The sequence below is a fragment of the Gilliamella sp. Pra-s60 genome (genome assembly GCF_009795755.1).
Taxonomy (GTDB): Bacteria; Pseudomonadota; Gammaproteobacteria; order Enterobacterales; family Orbaceae; genus Gilliamella.
Genome location: NZ_WTFA01000003.1, coordinates 259,023 through 274,295, shown reverse-complemented (window position 1 = coordinate 274,295; position 15,273 = coordinate 259,023). Strand labels below are relative to the sequence as shown.

11 protein-coding genes are annotated in these 15,273 nt (G+C 35.8%); 2 read left to right on the top strand and 9 right to left on the bottom strand.

Annotation, left to right across the window (positions count from 1 at the left end; translation table 11 throughout):
* Window positions 1-9: 9 nt before the first annotated feature.
* Complete coding sequence (gene trpD, locus GQ596_RS04305) at window positions 10-1,641, bottom strand: bifunctional anthranilate synthase glutamate amidotransferase component TrpG/anthranilate phosphoribosyltransferase TrpD (protein WP_160400448.1); 1,632 nt, start codon at window positions 1,639-1,641, stop codon at window positions 10-12.
* Window positions 1,641-3,203, bottom strand: a complete 1,563-nt coding sequence (locus GQ596_RS04300) for an anthranilate synthase component 1 (RefSeq protein ID WP_160400447.1) — start codon at window positions 3,201-3,203, stop codon at window positions 1,641-1,643. Before GQ596_RS04300 ends, trpD begins: the two co-directional genes overlap by 1 nt.
* Window positions 3,204-3,632: 429 nt before the next feature.
* On the opposite strand from GQ596_RS04300, the gene GQ596_RS04295 reads away from it, so the two are divergent.
* Window positions 3,633-4,541: an SPFH domain-containing protein gene (locus GQ596_RS04295; protein WP_160400446.1), complete on the top strand. Its 909-nt coding sequence runs from the start codon at window positions 3,633-3,635 to the stop codon at window positions 4,539-4,541.
* A gap of 108 nt (window positions 4,542-4,649) precedes the next feature.
* Entirely contained in the window at window positions 4,650-5,114 is a 465-nt protein-coding gene (locus GQ596_RS04290; protein ID WP_202112437.1) for an NfeD family protein, read from the top strand.
* 60 nt (window positions 5,115-5,174) lie between these two features.
* Here GQ596_RS04290 and yqfB read toward each other — a convergent pair whose 3' ends face one another.
* From yqfB to dapD, 7 genes are all read right to left on the bottom strand, one after another.
* Entirely contained in the window at window positions 5,175-5,483 is a 309-nt protein-coding gene (yqfB, locus tag GQ596_RS04285; protein WP_160400445.1) for a N(4)-acetylcytidine aminohydrolase, read from the bottom strand.
* A 180-nt stretch (window positions 5,484-5,663) separates the two neighbouring features.
* Window positions 5,664-7,814: a carbon starvation CstA family protein gene (locus GQ596_RS04280; protein ID WP_160400469.1), complete on the bottom strand. Its 2,151-nt coding sequence runs from the start codon at window positions 7,812-7,814 to the stop codon at window positions 5,664-5,666.
* Window positions 7,815-8,114: 300 nt separating this feature from the next.
* Complete coding sequence (gene btsR, locus GQ596_RS04275; protein ID WP_160400444.1) at window positions 8,115-8,834, bottom strand: two-component system response regulator BtsR; 720 nt, start codon at window positions 8,832-8,834, stop codon at window positions 8,115-8,117.
* Complete coding sequence (locus GQ596_RS04270; RefSeq protein ID WP_160400443.1) at window positions 8,834-10,528, bottom strand: sensor histidine kinase; 1,695 nt, start codon at window positions 10,526-10,528, stop codon at window positions 8,834-8,836. The genes btsR and GQ596_RS04270 overlap by 1 nt, the downstream gene beginning before the upstream one ends.
* A 52-nt stretch (window positions 10,529-10,580) precedes the next feature.
* The gene (gene bglX / locus GQ596_RS04265) at window positions 10,581-12,866 is read right to left on the bottom strand and encodes a beta-glucosidase BglX (RefSeq protein WP_160400442.1); all 2,286 of its coding nucleotides are present in this window, start codon (window positions 12,864-12,866) and stop codon (window positions 10,581-10,583) included.
* Window positions 12,867-13,125: 259 nt separating this feature from the next.
* Entirely contained in the window at window positions 13,126-13,617 is a 492-nt protein-coding gene (locus GQ596_RS04260; RefSeq protein ID WP_160400441.1) for a YajQ family cyclic di-GMP-binding protein, read from the bottom strand.
* Window positions 13,618-13,712: 95 nt separating this feature from the next.
* Window positions 13,713-14,537, bottom strand: coding sequence for a 2,3,4,5-tetrahydropyridine-2,6-dicarboxylate N-succinyltransferase (gene dapD, locus GQ596_RS04255; protein ID WP_160400440.1), 825 nt, complete (start codon window positions 14,535-14,537; stop codon window positions 13,713-13,715).
* Window positions 14,538-15,273 lie beyond the last annotated feature (736 nt).

The window sequence follows — 15,273 nt, the reverse complement described above, 5'->3', positions numbered from 1 at the left end:
CTCCACTCATTATCTTGCTGCTAATTGTTGTAATAGTGTATAAGCTTTACCACTGTGCATCATTTCTATTGCACGCTGCGCATTTTGTTTTAAGTCTTCCTCACCGAACAAACTCATTAACATCGCAACATTAACCGCAATAGCTGCCTGATGAGCTGGTTTACCATGACCTTGTAAAATGGCAATCAACATATCACGATTCTGCTCTGGTGTCCCGCCTTCAATATCTTTTAAGGTAAATGTTGGTAAACCAAAATCATCAGGAGTAATTGAGAAGTAATGGATTTCGCCATTTTTAACTTCGGCAACTTGAGTTTCACCATGAATAGCAACTTCGTCCATTCCTGCACCATGCACCACATAAGCATGGGTATAGTTCAACATTTTTAACGTTTCAGCAATTGGTTTAATTAAATCAGGATGATACACGCCTAATAAAATACGTTTAGGACGTGATGGGTTTATTAATGGTCCTAGTACATTAAAAATGGTACGCGTTTTTAACTGTTGGCGAATTGGTGCTGCATGACGGAATCCTGAATGATATTGCTGCGCAAATAAAAAACAGACTCCAAGTTCGTCTAATGCTTGACGAGATGCTTGAGCTGGCATATTCAATTTAATACCTAAAGCAGATAATACATCCGAAGATCCCGATTTACTTGATACCCCACGATTACCATGTTTTGCCACTTTATAGCCCAATGCAGCTGCTACAAAAGCACTCGCTGTTGAGATATTAATACTATTGGTACCATCGCCACCTGTCCCTACAATATCAGTAAAATCATAATCGGGAATATCAAAAGCATCAGCATTTTCAAGTAAGGCTTGAGCGGCACCTGCAATTTCATCAGGTTTTTCACCGCGAACTTTCATACTAATCACTGCGGTAGCCAAGACGGTTGGTTCAATCTTACCTTGAATAATTAAATTAAAGAGGATTTTACTCTCATCTTGAGTGAGCACTTGCCCCAAATATAATTTATTTAAAATGGATTGAACATTGTATTCTTGTTTATCGACAATGGCTTCTTGTTTTGGTTTTTCTTCTTTTTGAGGTGGCGTAAGTGCCCACTCTATCGTTTGCTCTAATAATTTTACGCCTTGAATAGTTAAAATCGATTCTGGATGGAATTGAAAACCACAAATGCGATCTTCATCATTACGCACCGCCATAACAACATTATTACAAAGTGCATTGATAGTAAGTGTTTTGGGAATATTCTCCCCTTTTAAAGAATGATAACGTGCAACAGGTAACGGATTTGGTAACCCTTTAAACATGGCTTGCTCGTCATGCTCAATCAGCGATGCCTTGCCATGTAAAATATCACCAGCAGGTACAATACTACCACCATAAGACTCCACAATAGCTTGATGACCAAGACAAATACCAATGATAGGCAATTTACCTTTTAAACGTTTTAACAGCTCTGGCATACATCCTGCATCACTTGGTGCTCCTGGACCTGGTGATAACATTAAAATAGGGTTTTGCATTTGCGATAATTTTTCAATAATCACATCAGCCGGAATAGTATTTCGATAAATCGTCACACAATGCTTACTATTACGTAATTGATCGACCAAGTTATAAGTAAAAGAATCAATATTATCAATAAATAAGATATTAGCCATTAGAATACACCTTCTACATTATGCGCTGCCATGATAGCTCGAATAACTGCTCGTGCTTTATTTCGTGATTCATCTGATTCAGATTGCGGTTCCGAATCTAAAACAACACCACTACCAGCTTGTACTGTCGCTATGCCATCTTCTACATAGGCACTACGAATCACAATACAGGTATCAAGATCGCCATTAGCAGTAAAATAGCCTACTGCACCACCATAACTACCACGTTTTACTTTTTCAGACTCAGCAATTAATTGCATGGCTCTAATTTTAGGTGCCCCAGTTAAAGTTCCCATATTCATGGTTGCTTGATAGGCATGAAGGGCATCTAAATCATCACGCAGTTGCCCAACAACTCTTGAAACTAAATGCATCACAAAAGAGTAGCGATCGACTTTTAACAAATCTTTGGTGTAACGAGTACCGGGTTTACAAATACGCGCTAAATCGTTGCGCGCTAAATCGACTAACATTAAGTGTTCTGCCAGTTCTTTCTTATCGGTACGCATTTCGAGTTCTAATCGACTATCTAAATCATAATCAATATCGCCATTAGCAGTTAGACCTCGTGGACGTGTTCCTGCAATGGGATATATCTCAATCTGATTTGTTGCTTTAGTATATTTAAGTGCACTTTCAGGCGAGGCGCCAAATAACACAAAATCACTATCTTGCATATAAAACATGTAAGGGCTTGGATTATTGGTTTTTAATACCTGATAAGCTGATAACGGTTGTGGACAAGGTAAACTAAAACGCCGCGAAGGCACAGCTTGAAATATTTCTCCCTGCTCAATTGCATCTTGCATTTTTTTAATAACTGTATTGAAATCATCATCACTTTTATTACATGTCACATCGATATTAGCAAGGGACTGAGTATGAATGGTTTTCATTGGGCTATTTAATGTTGCTTGTAAATTAGCTAACCGTTGTGTTAAACGCTCAGTTTCTTTTGAATCAGAAGTAAAAACCGTCGTTTTTAAAATGGATTTATGATCTTTGTGATTAATTTCTAGTAATGTTTCAGCTAAATAAAAACAGAAATCTTGACAACGCTGCTCATTAGGTAACTTAGGTAAGTTTTCAAATCCAGCGACAAGATCATAACCAAATAATCCCCCGACAAAAATCGCATCAGAGCTTGCTGTCAAAGGTAGATTTACTACAGTTAACAGCATTCTTAATGCATCAAAGACAGATAGCGATTTTAAACGTGAATCTTCGTCTTGCAAATTATCAATAGTCGGAAAAACTAACGTTAACTTTTGCTCATTTACTCGTTGCTCCACAACATTATTCGCAAAAGCCTGTTGTAATAACGGTAACAGCTTTTCACCATTAGAGGTTAACGCATGGAAAGTGACTTCATTGTTGATTGCCGTAATACGCAATGCACTATCAACAATCATTACACTTTTAATCCCTTGCTTATTATCAATTTCGGCTGATTCAAGCAACAATGTTGCCGGTTTACTATTACATAACTGATAAAACACTTGGGTTGGATCTTGATAATAACCGATGGTTTGGGTTATTTGTGTTAATGTCGGCTTATTCATTGTTGACTCTCTACTGTTTAAATTTTTATTTAGACTGATTCGTTTAACATCCAAAAACTAAAAAACCCGCATAAAACGGGTTTCGTAAAATAAGATAATCTCATTACATCACCCACAAAAAGTCATACGCCACCAACCAAAGCGAGTGAATTGACGAGTAATAAGATGTAAATATTGTGCTTTCATAATTTTTATTGATTAAAAATAAACTTTGTACTATTAAACTAGTTCAATGATGCAATGTCAAGGATTTAAATTTAATTTTATGATGAAAAACCAATCAATTTAAATAACTCACTATTTTTTTTAATAGGTAATAAAAAAAGACTTAAATAAAAAACTTCTTATTTAAAACTAGTCAAAAAATTCAATAGCCTATAAAATAGTTAACTCATTTTTATTATAAAAAATTATAAGGATTTTTGAACTATGCCAGTATTTTATATCGTCATTGGTGTTATTGTTTTACTTGCGTTAATTACGGTTTTAAAAGCAATTACGATCGTTCCACAAGGTTATCAATATACTATTGAACGTTTTGGTAAATATACCCATACCCTTGAACCTGGTTTAAATATCATTATTCCATTTATGGATGGTGTTGGTCGTAAAATTAATATGATGGAACAGGTACTTGATATTCCATCACAAGAAGTTATTTCAAAAGATAATGCCAATGTGCAAATCGATGCGGTATGTTTTATTCAAGTGCAAGAAGCTGCAAGGGCTGCGTATCAAGTTAATCAGCTTGAACGTGCGGTGATTAATTTAATGATGACCAATATCCGTACCGTGCTTGGTGGCATGGAATTGGATGAAATGTTATCACAACGTGATCACATCAACTCTAAGTTATTAAGCATTGTTGATGATGCAACTAGCCCATGGGGAATTAAAATTACTCGTATTGAAATTCGAGACGTTCGCCCACCAACAGAATTAATTGCTGCGATGAATGCGCAAATGAAAGCAGAACGTAATAAACGTGCAGAAATTCTTGAAGCGGAAGGTGTTCGCCAAGCAGCGATTTTACGCTCAGAAGGTGAAAAGCAATCTGAAATCTTAAAAGCAGAAGGTGAAAGACAATCTGCCTTTTTACAAGCTGAGGCTCGTGAACGTGCTGCTGAAGCAGAAGCAAGAGCTACTCAAATGGTTTCTGATGCAATTGCAGCAGGTAATATTAATGCAATTAACTACTTTGTTGCCCAAAAATATACTGAAGCGTTACAACAAATTGGCTCAGCTGATAATAGTAAAGTGATTATGATGCCACTTGACGCGTCAAGTTTAATGGGTAGCATTGGCGGTATTGCTGAATTGATTAAAAATACGAAATAAAAAATCAATTTTTATACTTAAACATAGTGTTTCCCTAAAATTTTTTGACAAAATTTATAAACGCTATGTTTAAGATTTTTACTGAATGAATTTTAAAGGTAATTGATAATGAATGATTTTTTTATGGTTTTCTATAATTCGCCTCATTGGGTATTTATTGCCTTAGGAGGTTTACTGCTAATTGCAGAGTTACTTGGCACGGGTGGCTACGGGCTTTGGAGTGGAATTGCAGCCATTATTGTTGGTCTAATTGCTTGGGTTTTACCCCTTTCTTGGCCAACTTTGTGGATTTTATTTGCAATTCTAACGCTTGTATCTGCTTACCTTTGGTGGCTTTGGCTCAAAAAGCAAGGTAAAGATAAATCTAGTAAAGGCGAAATCAATCAACCACAACAAGATTTAATTGGTATTAAAACCGTTGTCACTGATGCTATTGTTAATGGTTCAGGTCGAGTAAAAATCAAAGATGGAACGTGGTCAGCTAGCTGTGATCAAGATTTAGATATTGGCCAAACAGTTGAAGTTATTGGTGTGAATGGTTTAACTTTGGATGTACTGCCTATAAATCATTAATATTATTCATTCTATTTGGTTATAAAAATAAACAGGACGCATTAACAATGCGTCTTTTTGTTATAAGAGCGAAAAATGAATGACAAAAAAATGATTTTCATTTGGGTAAATATTTGAAATCACCTTTTTCAATTCACTTAATGTCATATTCTCTTGTTTTGCGTGTTCTTCTGTTAATTGTTCAAGAGTGATTGGTGTAACGCTAATTATTTTTATAGTACAAAAATACTCATCAGTTTCAAAAGTTCCAACACGAAGCTTATCACCAACTTTAAAATGTGATTCACTTCTATCTCTGATAGTAATGACTTTTAGACCTGCTAATATATCAGACTTAAAACGTTGATAAAAAGTAATATCATTTTGCACGGTATCATCCTATGTAAAAAGTTAATTAGCTTTAGATTTTATTTTTACAACAGTATATAACCATTATTACCTAAAAAAATACTCAACAATAGACTTAAGATTGTTGAGTATAAAATAGCAAATTGATTCTAGATAATACGGCTAGGATACTATAATTAATAGTATCCTATTGCTTAGTATTTAATGCGACATCGATGTCTTCACGCCACCCTCAGGAATTGGCACATAAGCCGTTTCTTTATCTGTTCTTTGTTTATTATTGCGTACTTTTAACGCCGTTTTAATACCAAAGAAGATAATACCGTAAACAACCAATAAGAATAAGATACTTAAACCCGCATTGGTATAATTATTAATAACAATATGGTGCATATTATCAATTTGTTGTGCGGTTAAATCACTACCCTCAGCAATGCGACGATTGTATTCATTCGCTAAATAGAAGAAACCTTCTAATTGCGGGTTATTGCTAAATAATTTCAATGATAATGCCCATGTTGTACAAATCAATAACCAGATAGCCGGAATGATAGTTACCCAAATATATTGCGCTCGTTTCATTTTGATTAATACAACTGTTGCTAAGACTAATGCAACCGCGGCTAACATTTGGTTAGAAATACCAAATAATGGCCATAAGCTCTTAACGCCACCTAATGGATCAACTACACCTTGATAGAGTAAATAGCCCCACAAACCAACGCAACCAATTGTGCCAATAAAACCAGCAATAAGTGAGTCTGTTTTTTTCAAAAATGGAACAAAATTACCTAATAAATCTTGTAGCATAAAGCGGCCAGATCGGGTACCTGCATCAAGTGCTGTTAAAATAAATAGCGCTTCAAACAAAATACCAAAATGGTACCAAAAGCCCATATCTGCACCAGGTAGAATTTGATGGAACACATGCGCAATTCCTACTGCTAATGTTGGCGCACCGCCGGCACGATTTAGTACTGATGGTTCACCAATGTCTTTTGCGGTTTGGATAATTTGATCTGGAGAAATAACAAACCCCCAAGAGCTCACTGTTGCCGCAGCATGTGCTGTTACGTCTTGCAATTGAGCCATGATCATCGGCGCATCTTCAGTACCAAGTTTATGAAGATCAGGCATAGTAATACCTAATGCTGCAGGTGGTGTATTCATTGCAAAATAAAGACCAGGTTCAATAATTGACGCCGCAACCAAAGCCATCATCGCAACAAACGATTCCATCAACATTGCACCATAACCAATAAAACGGGCATCGTTTTCATTAGCAAGTAATTTAGGTGTAGTACCTGACGAAATTAATGCGTGGAAACCAGAAACTGCACCACAGGCAATAGTGATAAATAAGAATGGAAATAACGACCCTTTCCAAACAGGTCCTGTACCATCAACGTATTGTGTAACAGCTGGCATTTTTAAATCAGGATTTAAAATAACAATACCAATCGCTAAACCAACAATAACACCAATTTTTAGGAAAGTCGCCAAATAATCTCGTGGCGCTAAAATTAACCATACAGGTAACATTGCAGAAACCAATGCATAACCAACTAATACATAAGTAATCGTTGTTGCTTTGAAGGTTAAAGCTGGGCCCCAATATGCATCATGAGCAATAACACCACCAAACCAGATAGATAAAACAAGTAGTACAATACCAATCACAGATACTTCAGCTACTCTACCTGGTCGAATAAATCGCATGTAGATCCCCATAAACAGAGCAATCGGCACAGTTGAGCAAACAGTGAAAACACCCCATGGACTTTCCGCCAAGGCTTTAACCACAATTAGCGCCAATACAGCTAAAATGATCAACATAATTAAGAAGCAACCAAATAGCGCTATCGTGCCTGGTATTGGTCCCATTTCTTCTTTAATCATTTCGCCTAAAGATGAACCGTTACGGCGAGATGATAAAAATAGCACCATAAAATCTTGTACAGCACCAGCAAAAACAACACCAGCCAGTAACCAGAGCGTACCCGGTAAATATCCCACTTGGGCAGCAAGTACTGGACCGACTAAAGGTCCTGCACCTGCAATAGCGGCAAAATGGTGCCCAAACAATACATATTTATTCGTTGGAACGTAATTTAAACCGTCATTATTGAGGACTGCTGGAGTTGCACGAGTTGGATCTAATTGCATTACTTTTTTAGCAATATACAAGCTATAGTATCGATATGCGACTAAGTAAATCGAAACTGCCGCCGCAACAATCCAAAGTGCACTAATATGTTCACCTCGCCGTAGTGCAACAACAGCTAAACAACATGCACCAACAAAAGCTAGGATGAACCATGGAATATGCTTAAAGATTTTATTATTCATAATGATTCTCTTTGTGATTTATAAGATTAATTAGTTTGTTACTTAGTACCATAATGCGTATTGTTAAAAGACATTGTGACAAGATAAAACGGAAATTTTACCAATATCAACACCTATTTTTCATACAAACTAAAGAAATAAGCAACAACTAAAGACCTTTTTGTGTTCAAGCGTATAGTAATTTTTTGTTTTTAAGAATGATAACAATATTTAGGTTATAGGTTAGATAAAGAGTGTGAGTGGTTATAATTGGCAACTTAGCGGTAAAAGAAATAGTAATAAGGCAAAAAGATATCAAGGTTATTATAATCCCAATAGCTCTTTAAGTGATTTTAAATAACGACGGCTAACTGGCACAGAAACATCGTTGATAAGAATAACATCAACCCCTCCAGTTTGATTAAAACGAATTTCTTTAAGTTTTTTCAGATTAATCAGATATTGCCGATGGCAACGGATAAGGTCCGTTTTATTCTCAAGAGTTTTTAATGTTAATTCGGTTAGATACTCATTATTTTCTTGATTAAATACATAAATACCACTTATTTTGGAGGAGACATAAAATACATCATCAAAATTCAATAAATAAATTCGGTTATGGCCAACACATGGGACATATTTTAGATTTTGATTAATGCCATCTAATTGATTAATATTTCCTGAAGAACAATGATTATGCAAACGATATAAAGTTTTGTTTAATCGTTCTTGTTCAACAGGCTTAAGCAAATAATCAAATGCTTGTTCTTCAAATGCTTTAACCGCAAATTCACCATAAGCTGTTAAAAACACAATTCTTGGCATAGTTTCAGGATCAAGCATTGATAACATTTCCATACCATCTATTTTAGGCATTTGGATATCTAAAAACACGACATCGGGTTGAAGTCGATGAATTGCACGAATCGCTTCAATTGCATTGTTACATTCAGCCACGATACTAATTTCAGGATCAGTTTCAAGCAAACAGCGTAAATTTTCACGGGCAAGTAATTCATCATCAACAATAATAACGTTTAACATTACGCACTGATATCCTCTTGTAAAGGTAGTATTAGCATAACTTTAGTATATTCATCAGGTTTACATACTATTTTTATACCATACTTTTCACCATAACGAATCTTAATTCGTTTATCAACTAAATTAAGCCCCAAACCTTTGGTATCTTTTTTATGTTCACGATAATGGCCTGCATTATCGATCACTTCTAAAACCAATGATTGATCTGACTTATAAGCACAAATAGTTACATTACCATCACCAAGTAATTGAGATGTACCATGTTTAATAGCATTTTCAACAATCGGTTGCAATGAAAAAGCAGGCAATTGTGCATATTCTAGTTGAGGGGAAATATCAATTTTGATAGTTAACTGATCCATAAAACGCATTTTTTCAATTTGTAAATAAGCATTAACGTGTTCTATTTCATCTTTTAATGTAACAATTTCTTCTGTTCGTTTTAAATTTTTCCGGAAAAAGGTTGATAAGTTTTGTACTAATTGTGATGCCTGTGTTTTATCACGCCGAATAACCGCCAATAGTGTATTTAAGGCATTAAATAAGAAGTGAGGATTAACTTGCGCATGCAACAATTTAATTTCAGTTCTAGATAACAGTTGCTTATAGTGCTCATTTTGACCAGCCAAAATTTGTGCAGACAATAAACTTGCAATTCCTTCGCCAAGTGTTCGATTGATCGAACTAAATAACGTATTTTTTGCTTCATAAAGTTTAATTGTCCCCACAACAGTATTATTTTCTCCTCTCAAAGGAATCACGAGAGTCGATCCTAAACGACAGCTTTTATTGATTGAGCATTGATAAGGCTGATGAACGCCATCAAGATATTGCACTTCATTTTTCTCGATCGCTTCTAAAGTACTATTAGATGTTATCAATGTTCCAGGCAAATGATGGTCATCACCAATACCAATAAATGCGAGTATTTTTTCCCGATCGGTAATTGAAACAGCACCGATATCAAGTTCTTGATAAATAATATTGGCAACTTTAGTACTATTTTGCTGATTAAAACCATCACGCAACAAACCTTCGGTACTCACAGCGATTTTTAATGCCTTAGCTGAAAAAGCTGAAGTATAACGCTCAAACATCGCGCGTCTATCAAGTAAAATCCTCATAAACATCGCAGCACCAATACTATTGGCTACAATCATGGGAGCTGCAATGCTGCTAACAGCATGTAACACTACATCAAAAGGTCGAGAGATAAGTAAGACTAAGATCATTTCAAGCGATTCAACTAATAAACCTAACATACCAACTAAAAGTGGATTATAAATCAGATCAACACGCCCCTTTTTCATCAATACATAATGCAATAACCCACTAATTAACCCAATTAAAATAGTAGATAGCATACAACTCTCAGCTGTAATTCCCCCTAAAGTATAACGATGAATACCACTTGTGATCCCAACCAACAGACCAACGACAGGGCCACCAAGTAAACCGCCTAAAATAGCACCAATGGCTCGTGTATTGGCAATAGTGTCTTCAATATGCAGGCCAAAATAGGTACCCATAATACAAAATAATGAAAAAATGCAGTAACAAACTAATTTATGAGGCAAATGCACTGTCACTTGCATAAGCGGAATAACGATAGGTGTTTTACTTAGCAAATAAGCTATCACTAAATAAACACACATTTGTTGAAGAAGCTGTAAAATAAGATCAAATTCAAACATAATACTGACCACAGCAACAAAACCGTCGACAACTGTCGACGGAAATTAAAATTTATTTATCAAGCAAAGAGAAGGTTTTCTTATCTTGTGTTCTTGAATCACTACCAATAAACACATTAAATTTTCCTGGTTCTGCAACATATTCCATTTTATCATTCCAAAATTTTAACATGTCATATTTAATAACAAACTCAACTTCGCCTTTTTCATGAGGCTTTAAATTAATATTTTCAAAACCAATCAACTCTTTAACAGGGCGACTTACTGATGCTGTCACATCTTGCAAATAAAGTTGCACCGTTTGCATCCCTTCTTTATTACCGATATTTTCAACATTCACTTTAACAATAATTTCGCCATCTTTGTTCATTTCAGAACTCGATAATGAAAAGTCCATTGCAAAGTTGGTATAACTTAAACCAAAACCGAATGGAAATAACGGATCATTTGGACTATCAAAATACGACGTCGTATATTTGCCCATATTTTCAGTACCTCTTGGACGTCCTGTATTTAAATGACTATAATAAACAGGGATTTGTCCAACATTATCAGGAAAAGACATCGGCAACTTTCCTGAAGGGTTATAATCACCAAATAACACATCAGCAATAGCGTTACCACCTTCCGTTCCTAAAAACCACGTTTCAAGCATAGCATCAGCTTGTGCATATTCTTCAGATAACGTTAATGGACGACCATTCATTAAGACAATAACCAACGGTTTACCCGTTTTTTTCAATGCGTTAAGTAACTGTTTTTGGGTTGCGGGCAAAGAAAGATTTGTTCGACTTGATGATTCATGAGCCATACCTTCAGCTTCGCCAACAAAAGCAACTACAACATCCGATTTTTTAGCGATACCAATGGCTTCGGTAATCATTTGTTTCGCTGATCTATGATCAAATTTGGTGGTTTCTCCGTATAAATTTAAAAATCGATACAAATTTGCATCATCTGAAAGATTAGCACCAAATGCATAACTTACTGATTTTGAATTATTAACTGCACGTTTAATGCCTTCTAATGGCGTTACCGCCAAATTAGCACGCCCTGCTCCTGACCAACTACCTAAAATATCACGTTGTGAATCAGCTAATGGACCTATAACTGCAATTTTTTTATTCTTAGTTAATGGTAGAATTTCATTGTTATTTTTTAATAGAACAATGCTACGTCGAGCCACATCACGCGCTTCCTCACGATGCAAACGATCGTTAGCAAACATCGTTTCAATATTTAATTTCGGATCTAAATTGCGATAAGGATCACTAAATAACCCCATATCGTATTTTAACTCTAAAACATGACGGCAAGCTTGATTAATTTCATCTTCGGTAATCGCCCCTTCTTTAACTAATTCAGGTAAAAATTGTAAGAAGTATTCATCGTTCATACTAATATCAATACCCGCTTTAATCGCAACTCGCACGGCATCTTTCGGATCACTGGCCACACCATGATTAATCAGTTCACGTATCGCCCCGTGATCACTTACCACAACGCCATCAAAATGCCACTGATTACGTAATACTTCGGTTAATAACCAATGATTTGCCGTCGCAGGAATACCATTAACACTCACAAGCGAAACCATCACAGCACGGCTACCAGCATCAATTGCGGCTTTATAAGGCACAAGATACTCTTGGAACATTTTACGTTCACTCATATCCGTACTATTATATTCACGTCCGCCTTCAACTGCACCATAGAGTGCAAAGTGTTTTACAGTAGTAACTAGAGATTTTTTATCTGCAAGCGACTGCTTTTGCATTTTTTCAACAAAAATTCGTCCCGCCTCTGATGTCAAATAAGGATCTTCACCAAATCCTTCTGACACACGGCCCCACCTTGGATCGCGTGTAATATCAACCATCGGTGCCCAAGTAATGTTTAATCCATCCGATGTTGCTTCATCGGCTGATACTTCAGCAGCTTTAGCTATCGCACTACGATCCCACGTTGATGCAATACCTAAATTAATTGGAAACACGGTTCGATGACCGTGAATGATATCAAATCCAAAATAGAGAGGAATTTTATTAGGGGATTTTAAAGCTCGTTCCTGCATTTGAGAAAGATCTGGCTCAACAATAGTATTAAAAATACCGCCAATTTCACCTGCTTCGATTTGATCAAGTACCTTATTTAATGTTAGATCACCACCAACACTGACTAAACGCAGTTGCCCCACTTTTTCTTGGATCGTCATTTTTGATAATAGATTATCAATAAAGACTTTCTTTTCTGCGTTTGTTTTGCCATTTAGTTCTTGCGCAAATAAAGGACCAGAAAAGACAAGAAAAAATAAAAATAGAGCTAATTTTTTTATCATAATAAATATTGTTATAATTAAGAGGATAGACAAGTAAATAGCATAACGTATTCATCAAAAAAAATCTTGCTCTTTAAGCTACTTATGTATAAGTTTTAAAGCACTATCGTTTTATTTTATAAACAATCATGCTTAAAATGAGGCCTTTTCTTAATCTTTCTTTATTTTATTTAAAATTCTTTACAAAAATGAAGGTAAACAATTAGTTGGAAAAGATAATATTACCGATAAATATCGGCAATATTACTCACAAAAAGCATCAATCTCTAAAATTAGTAAATTGGAATGGTTGACCAAATTCGCCGTTTTTAACTAACGCCATCGTCGCTTGTAGGTCATCGCGTGATTTACCTGTCACACGAACTTGTTCGCCTTGCACTTGGGCTTGTACTTTAATTTTGCTGTCTTTAATTGCTTTTACAATTTTCTTAGCTAACTCTTTATCAATCCCCTGCTTAAGTTTAACCGTAATACTATAAAGCTTACCGCTGTGCTCCATTTCTTCAGGGATTTCAAGTGCACCACCATCAATACCACGTTTAGCAAGTTTATCTCGTAAGATATCAAGTAATTGTTGTACTTGGAAATCAGATTGGCTCGTTGCTTTAATCGTTTCATTTTTTTCATTTAACTCAAACGATGCTTCAACATTTTTAAAATCCCAACGGGTGGTTAGCTCTCGAGTAGCATTTTCAACGCCATTTTTAACTTCAGGCATTTGGATTTCAGAAACGATATCAAAAGAAGGCATAAATTCTCCTCTTCTAATGGTTATAAACTTAATGGTTATAAAATAATATTAAAACCGCCTAACAAGTTAAGCGGTTTAAAAAAACAAATGTAAAATTAATCAATAGTACGAAGTAATTCATTGATGCCAACTTTACCTAAAGTCTTAGCATCCACTTTTTTCACAATAACCGCACAATAGAGGCTATATTTACCATCTTTGGTTGGTAAATTACCAGAAACAACCACAGAACCTGCTGGCACACGTCCATAATGAACTTCGCCCGTTGCACGATCGTAAATTTTAGTACTTTGACCAATAAACACGCCCATTGAAATTACGCTGCCTTCTTCAACAATTACACCTTCAACAATTTCACTGCGTGCACCAATAAAACAGTTATCTTCAATAATTGTTGGGTTAGCTTGTAACGGCTCTAAAACACCACCAATTCCCACACCACCTGACAGGTGAACATTTTTACCAATTTGTGCACAAGAACCAACAGTTACCCATGTATCAACCATAGTACCTTCATCAACATAAGCACCAATATTGACATAAGATGGCATTAATACAGTATTACGAGCAACATAAGCCCCTTTACGAGCAATAGCAGATGGAACAACACGGAAACCTTCTTGTTGAAATCTTGACTCGTCGTATTCAGCAAATTTTAATGGTACTTTGTCATAATAGTTAGTCGCCCCACCATTGATTAATTGGTTTTCGTTAATACGGAAAGAGAGCAAAACAGCCTTTTTTAACCATTGGTGAGTCACCCAATCGCCATTGATTTTTTCGGCGACACGCATCTTACCGCTGTCTAATAAAGCGATACATTGATTGATTGCATCACGAGTTACGGTATCCACATTTGATGGTGTAATTTCAGCACGTCGTTCAAATGCTGCTTCAATAATTGTTTGTAATTGTTGCATCTCTAATTTCCTTTAACTTATAAATCCGTTGGCAAAGAATAAATGAGTAAACAGTATAATATAATATTCCTCGCTTTTTAAGTGGTTTAATCAAAACACCACAATCAATATCCAATCAATCAAAAACAATCGAAATCTTAGTAAAGTAATAGGAAATTACAAAAAACAGAAAAATAAAAACTTTAATAAAATCAATACCTTTCCTGACCGATTTTTAGCGAAAAATCAGGCCTTTTTGTTTTGGTTAATAGAATGAATTGGGTGCGGTGATTTCGGACGTTTTGACCTTGGGTGAATAAAATAGCTCTCGTGACCACGTCCGAGCTAAGGAAATTAAAGCGAATTCCCTTAGCAATCCCGCGCTTGGCTGCAGAATGTGGCCTGCGGCTGCCCTCCGCCGTCGCTCGGTCTTAACGCACCGGCTATGATTCGCTCCCAGCGAAGCATAGCCTCGCCAAACATCCCTGTTTGGCGTGCTAACCTCGCTCTGTTGTCGGCACATTCTGACGCCGGAATAGGACAAACAACATAACCATCGTTTTTTGGAAGGGTTATTGTGTTTTTATAAGGCGATTTTTGTTAAAAAAATAGCAAAAAAAACTTTAATAAAATCAGTATCTTTTCTGACCACTTTTTGAGTGGTTAAATGACTGTTATTAAAGTGCTCTATTCGCGGTTTTGTTGATTTGTTAGTTGCCGGCACTTTGCTTAGGTTGTGTAAGTGTTTGATTTAGCT

Coding starts and splice junctions, on each gene's coding strand:
- GQ596_RS04290 (WP_202112437.1), top strand. CDS start 4,650: ATGAATGATTTTTTTATGGTTTTCTATAATTCGCCTCATTGGGTATTT.
- GQ596_RS04300 (WP_160400447.1), bottom strand. CDS start 3,203: ATGAATAAGCCGACATTAACACAAATAACCCAAACCATCGGTTATTAT.
- bglX (WP_160400442.1), bottom strand. CDS start 12,866: ATGATAAAAAAATTAGCTCTATTTTTATTTTTTCTTGTCTTTTCTGGT.
- btsR (WP_160400444.1), bottom strand. CDS start 8,834: ATGTTAAACGTTATTATTGTTGATGATGAATTACTTGCCCGTGAAAAT.
- trpD (WP_160400448.1), bottom strand. CDS start 1,641: ATGGCTAATATCTTATTTATTGATAATATTGATTCTTTTACTTATAAC.
- GQ596_RS04295 (WP_160400446.1), top strand. CDS start 3,633: ATGCCAGTATTTTATATCGTCATTGGTGTTATTGTTTTACTTGCGTTA.
- GQ596_RS04270 (WP_160400443.1), bottom strand. CDS start 10,528: ATGTTTGAATTTGATCTTATTTTACAGCTTCTTCAACAAATGTGTGTT.
- GQ596_RS04260 (WP_160400441.1), bottom strand. CDS start 13,617: ATGCCTTCTTTTGATATCGTTTCTGAAATCCAAATGCCTGAAGTTAAA.
- dapD (WP_160400440.1), bottom strand. CDS start 14,537: ATGCAACAATTACAAACAATTATTGAAGCAGCATTTGAACGACGTGCT.